This is a genomic window from Thiocystis violacea, from assembly GCF_016583565.1.
Lineage (GTDB): Bacteria > Pseudomonadota > Gammaproteobacteria > Chromatiales > Chromatiaceae > Thiorhodococcus > Thiorhodococcus violaceus_A.
Window position 1 is genome coordinate 1 of record NZ_NRRF01000146.1, and the last position, 5620, is coordinate 5620.

8 protein-coding genes are annotated in these 5620 nt (G+C 60.3%); 3 read left to right on the forward strand and 5 right to left on the reverse strand.

The window, feature by feature from the left end; all coding sequences use genetic code 11:
* Positions 1–147 precede the first annotated feature (147 nt).
* Both CKO23_RS23955 and CKO23_RS23960 read left to right on the forward strand, forming a co-directional pair.
* Positions 148–336 carry a hypothetical protein gene (locus CKO23_RS23955; protein WP_200335903.1) on the forward strand — a complete coding sequence of 63 codons (189 nt, stop codon included), beginning with the start codon at positions 148–150 and terminating at the stop codon, positions 334–336.
* A 50-nt stretch (positions 337–386) separates the two neighbouring features.
* Complete coding sequence (locus CKO23_RS23960) at positions 387–1652, forward strand: hypothetical protein (protein WP_200335905.1); 1266 nt, start codon at positions 387–389, stop codon at positions 1650–1652.
* Positions 1653–1915: 263 nt separating this feature from the next.
* On the opposite strand, the gene pufA (CKO23_RS23965) is transcribed toward CKO23_RS23960, so the two are convergent.
* The 5 genes from pufA (CKO23_RS23965) to CKO23_RS23985 form a co-directional block, all read right to left on the reverse strand.
* Positions 1916–2077, reverse strand: a complete 162-nt coding sequence (gene pufA / locus CKO23_RS23965) for a light-harvesting antenna LH1, alpha subunit (RefSeq protein ID WP_200335907.1) — start codon at positions 2075–2077, stop codon at positions 1916–1918.
* A gap of 41 nt (positions 2078–2118) precedes the next feature.
* Positions 2119–2259: a light-harvesting antenna LH1, beta subunit gene (gene pufB, locus CKO23_RS23970; RefSeq protein WP_012971756.1), complete on the reverse strand. Its 141-nt coding sequence runs from the start codon at positions 2257–2259 to the stop codon at positions 2119–2121.
* Between the two features lie 92 nt (positions 2260–2351).
* Positions 2352–2567: a light-harvesting antenna LH1, alpha subunit gene (pufA, locus tag CKO23_RS23975; RefSeq protein ID WP_200335909.1), complete on the reverse strand. Its 216-nt coding sequence runs from the start codon at positions 2565–2567 to the stop codon at positions 2352–2354.
* 15 nt (positions 2568–2582) lie between these two features.
* Positions 2583–2726, reverse strand: a complete 144-nt coding sequence (pufB, locus tag CKO23_RS23980; protein WP_007042216.1) for a light-harvesting antenna LH1, beta subunit — start codon at positions 2724–2726, stop codon at positions 2583–2585.
* A 437-nt stretch (positions 2727–3163) separates the two neighbouring features.
* The gene (locus CKO23_RS23985) at positions 3164–3583 is read right to left on the reverse strand and encodes a hypothetical protein (RefSeq protein ID WP_200335911.1); all 420 of its coding nucleotides are present in this window, start codon (positions 3581–3583) and stop codon (positions 3164–3166) included.
* Between the two features lie 337 nt (positions 3584–3920).
* On the opposite strand from CKO23_RS23985, the gene CKO23_RS23990 reads away from it, so the two are divergent.
* On the forward strand, positions 3921–5438 hold the full coding sequence (locus CKO23_RS23990) for an ATP-binding protein (RefSeq protein ID WP_200335913.1): 1518 nt from the start codon (positions 3921–3923) through the stop codon (positions 5436–5438).
* Positions 5439–5620: the final 182 nt, after the last annotated feature.

Here is a 5620-nt window from a genome sequence, read left to right on the forward strand (position 1 = left end):
CTAGCCTGTCGAAATTAGCTGTTTTCGGCCGCTTCACGCGTCCCCGGCTTTCGGATGCCAATGGACATTAGAAAAATACTGGAACGAGCCGCGCAAGCTTGATAAAAATTCCGAGGTATTAACGCTTCTGTGAGTCCGTATCAGCCCATGCCTCAGCGCTCGAAGATCCTCCAGAGTCGTGATGACTGGAAACGCAAGGCCGTGCAACGCGCCGATGCCATCCGCGAACATCGCAAAACGCAACGACGTTATCAGCTGAAGATTGCACAACTCAAGGCAGACATCAGTGCCTTGGAACAAGCGGAGGACGAAAAAAAAACGCTCGGATCCCCGTAGCCACGGAGGTTGTTGACCTCGCCGAAGCGCACCAAGTCCGCCTGTTGTGCGTGTTGCTGGTGTTGCAAGCGGTGGTGTCCTTTCGCAGCGTTCCACGCATCCTGGAGCTGTTTCGCAGTCATGCGCTGTTTGGCATCGGCTGGGTTCCGCATTTTACCTCGGGGATCAACTGGACCTTGCGGGTCGGTCTGGGCCTGCTCAAGCAGGTGGCGCCCATCGACGCGCCCTGGGTCGCCATCATCGATCACTCCATCGACATCGGCACAAAGAAAGTCTTGGTGGTCCTGAGAGTCCCGCTGGCGGCGTTGTCGCAACGGGGGGCGGCGATTCAACTCGAGGATTGTCAGTGCATTGGCCTGACCATCGCCGAAACCGTCAACGGTGAAACGGTTGCGCGGCATCTGGGCGTGATCTTCCAGCGCTCGGGCGCACCGGCAGCCATCATCAAAGATTGTGACTTCACGCTGCAAAAAGGCGTCCGATTGTGGATGGAGCATGCGCATCTCCTCGTGCCCGTGATCGAAGATATCGGCCATGTCATGGCCGCAGCGCTCAAGGCACAGTTCGAGCAGACGCGCGACTATCAGCGCTTCACCACCCTGGCGGCCAAGGCGGCAAAAGCCTTGCGGCAAACCGAACTGGCCTTCCTCATCCCGCCAAAACTGCGCAGCAAGGGGCGCTTTCTCAGTCTCGGCAAGCTCGCTCGGTGGGGGGAGAAAATGCTCGGCGTGCTGGCCGTCAAAGGCCGCGCGAAAAAGGGAAGCCCATTGGCGAAATTGCGCGCGGCATTGCCGGGCTTTCTCGCGTTGCGGGCATTTGTCGAAACCTTTGCCGCGACCGCTGTCACGGTCTCCCAGGTCATGGAGAGGTTGAAAAACAATGGCCTTGACCGCCGCACTTACGCGCAGTGCAGCCAACTCGCGCAACGCTTGCCTGCCAGCTCCGCGGTGAGACAACGCCTTGAGGCATGGCTGAGCCGCCACCTCGAGATCCACAGCCGACTCACGTCGCTGCCGCTCGTGGTCAGCAGCGACATCGTCGAATCACTGTTCGGCAACTTCAAGCATATCCTCGAGCGCAGCCCTCAGACGGATATGAACCGCACGGTGCTGTTGATCCCTGCACTCTGCGGTAATCCGGACGCGGCAACCATCTTAAAGGCCCTCGATCAGGCACGTCACGGCGATCTCGTCGCTTGGGAACAGGAGAATATCCCCTACACGATGCGCAAGAAACGCCAAGCCTTCTTCGCTGACAATCAAGCCAAAAAGCAGGAAATTTCTAGCTCCGATTCACGGGGGATTTCGACAGCCTAGAACAGCACTCCCCACCCGGAGGCGAAGCAAGGCCAATTCGAGAGACGTCGCGCAGCAAGAACCGCCGAGAGGGAAACGCCAAGGGTAGCGTCAAGATCTGCCGCTCAATCCCCGGAAAGGATGATCAAGAACAGCGAGGAGGCGGACACCAGATAAGCGGATAGAGAAAGAAAAAGCGCAGAATATCAAAACGTAGCTGGACGCACCGAGTGCGTCCAGCTACGAGCAGCGGCCAGAGGCCACCGCGCATCTTCGCTACACGATCAAGCGTGCCAGCCAAGACCAACTGCAAACACGACCCAGTGCACGGCGATTGCGATAACCAGCACGGCAAACAGCCAAGGCATCAGCCAAGTAGCAGGATTGACGACCAGCCAGATCTTCCAATCGTCTTCAGGATTTTTTGGTTTTGCAACGTCGCTCATGGTATTGACCTCTTAAGAGTAAGTCGAGAGCTAAAACTGGATTACCACCAAGGATTGGCAGCAATGACGAACAGGTGAGCCAGAGCGGCCAGACCGACGAACGCGGTGTAGGTCACTTTGAACTGCTCGTGGAATTCTTTTGCTTGTTGCTCGGTCAGACCCGACAAGGATTGCTCGGCCATTGGTAAATCTCCCAAGGGGATCAATGAATTGCCACTGTATATACAGTCGGCAGTTGTTCCATCGCGGCAGCGTCTGCCACGACGACACGAATTCAGCTAGCAGCAGCCTCAGCCGGCGCAGCCTCGACAGCAGCCGGAGCAGGCGCGTGCCAACCCTGACCTTCCAGCGAGAACGCAAAAACGTGGACCGCCAGAGCCAGCACGATAAGCGCCATGAAGGTCGGGATCAGCCAGGTAGCAGGATTGACGACCAGCCAGAATTTATAGTCGTTTTCGATTGGCTTATAGCCCATGAACTCGATTGTCATGTCAAATATCTCCCGTTACCACCAAGGGTTCGCTGCGATGACGAACAGATGAGCCAGAGCGGCCAGACCGACGAACGCGGTGTAGGTCACTTTGAACTGCTCGTGGAATTCTTTTGCTTGCTGCTCGGTCAGGCCCGAGAGACTTTTCATATCAGCCATTGTCGGCCTCCATACTCTAGATAGGTAATGTCGCCATTTGCACGCTGGCGGTGGAGCACTCGGCAGTTTGCCGCCAGATGTACGCCATGCCCAACTCGTGGGGCTTTGAAACCGTAGGACCCATCTGAGATCCTGGGTGTCATCTTAGCTTGACACAGGAAGATGTCAAGTCGGTTTTACATGAGGTCGTTTCCACATCGAAACCCAGGTATGGCGCGGCCGCACAGGGCGGTAGAGCCAGATTCGCGGCAGCGCGCGGAAGACGTCGCCCCACCATCAAGACCGGCACATGGACATCCATTGATCTAGCGCAACTCGCGCCCGACCTCCAGGCCGACTGGGCAACCTTTCGATCACGAAGCGCGTACACAGGCGTCCCGCTCCATGCAGAGCAGTCGCGATGACCGGCGACTGCTCGATAACGACAAGGCCGGACGTCAGCCGAGCCAGTTCTTCAAATAAGTGATCACGACCGCCATGAGCGCGATGCCCAAGGTCGCGATCACAGCCACTTTGCCCATGTAAAAAAACATGGAGATCACCGGACTGAGATTCGGCATTGCAACGGGCTGCGCCTCCATCTCAGGATCATCGGCGGCGACCTCGGGCGCGCTCGCCGCCGAACTGGCGGACCTCGGCTCTGCCGAGCCGAGCGTATAAGGCGCGACCCCTGTCACCTTGAAGAACTGAGTGCTCGGAGCCCCCCCCTCTTTCGCCATCACGACAAACTCGCTGTCGGCCGCCAACTGCTCGATGGTTGCAAACTCCATTGCGAAAGCATCGATGGTTTCGGCCTCGCCTTCGTGCTCCCAGGACGAAACCTTCTCGGGCCAGGTTCTTTTCGCCGCAAACTTCACGCGCAATTCCTCTCTAAAATCGGATCAGGGATGAAGCCCGGCGCGCCTCGCGCCGACGAACGCGATCAGGGTTCGAGAACGCAGGCGAGCAGGACATGGTGTATCGGCTCGGTGGGCTCGCCACAGGCAAAATTCGCCTACAGGAATCAGGGGATTGTATTTCTCGAACAGCAGCTTGTCACCGTGCGGCTCCGCGAGCCCCGGCAAGGCTAACCCCGATCGACAGAAGAAGACCAGAACGAGCGCGCACCGAACAGTGTCGAATCCACCCGAACAGGCTCGCGCGAAGGGGGCGCCAGTCCATCTTTCTTGCAAGCTCGCTGGGGATCATCCGCGCATGCGGCTGTCGATTCATTCCAAGCTTTTCCTGACGATTCTTCTTGCCTGCATCGTGGTGCTCATCGGCTCCCACGCGGTCGTTCAGTGGTCCTTCCAGCGCGGACTGGTGGAGTTGGCCGACGCGCGCGAGCAGGACCGCATCAACCGCATTGCCGATCGGCTCGTCGACGTCTATCGCCGCGAGCTCTCCTGGGCGCCGCTCGTCGAGAACCCGAGCCTCTGGGTCAGCGCCTTGATCGGCCGAAGAGAGCCGCTGTTTGAGATCGGACCCGAGCCAGACAGGCTCGACCGCCGCCCCCCCTGGATGCGACAGGCCCGCCCGGAGCCGGGCGTCTGGCCGCCGCGCGAGGCATTGGACCATCTGCGCCAGCGCGAGCGCCCTGCCCCACTGGAATTGCGGCTGATGCTACTGGACGCGAACGGCAAGGTGCTCTATGGACGCGAGACCTTGATCGCCGATGCGCGCCGCTACCCCCTCGAACTGGACGACGAGACGATCGGAGAGCTCGCCGTGCTGCCAGGCGCCCCCATCCCCGAGTCCGCGGAGCTGCGCTTCCGCGCCACGCAAGGCGACCGGCTCTGGGTCATCGCCCTGGCCACCCTGCTCCTGTCCGCCGCCCTCGCCTACCCGCTCTCCGTGCGGCTGGTGCGACCGGTGCGCGGCTTTCAGGACACTGCCCGACGGCTTGCAGCCGGCGACTTCAGCGCCCGCGTCCCAGCCTACGGCGGCGATGAAATGGCTCGATTGGGGCGTGACATCAACGCGCTCGCCGCCGCTCTAGAGAAGAACGAGCGCGCCCGCCGGCACTGGGCGGCTGACATCTCGCACGAGCTTCGCACGCCCATCGCCTTGCTGCGGGCCGAGATCGAGGCCTTGCAAGATGGCATGCGGCCCTTCGATCGCAATAACCTGGATACCCTGCACAGCGATGTCATGCGGCTCGGGCGCCTGGTCGACGACCTCTACGAACTCTCGACCTCCGACCTGGGCGCCCTCGGATATCGCATGGAAGAGACGGACATCGCGGATATCCTCGGTTCCGATATCGACGCCTTCCGTCGCCCCTTCGAAGACGCCGGACTCCGGCTGACCTTCGAATCGACGCTTCCAGAGCCCGTGCCGCTCCACGCCGACGCACAGCGTCTGTCGCAGCTCTTCCGCAACCTCATCAACAACAGCCTGCAATACACGGATACCGGCGGCGCGCTCCTCATCACGCTGAGCCAGAGGGCCAGCGAGGTCGTCATCGACTTCCAGGACACGCCACCAGGGGTTCCAGCCGAGGGGCTTCCCAGGCTGTTCGATCGACTCTACCGTGTCGAGGCATCGCGGAGCAGACATACGGGAGGCGCCGGGCTCGGCCTGGCGATCGCCAAGAACATCGTCGAGGCGCACGGCGGCAGCATCAGCGCGGCCCCCTCGCCGCTCGGTGGACTCTGGCTACGCATCAGCCTTCCCATCGCGTGCTATGCGCGCCCACGAAAAAGGAAGCACGCGCCCCGCCCTCATGACTGACTGCAGGCCGCTGCGCGACTCGACGTGAAAAAACGCAGCGACTCAAGACAGATAACTCACGTTTCGGAGTTGAAATTCGCCATAGTGACGGTCTCATGCCTCCATAGAATCAGGCTCTGCGCCCTCCAACTGGAGGGTGAAGTCATCGAGTTGTAATGCCTGGACAAAGAAGCGCTGCACCT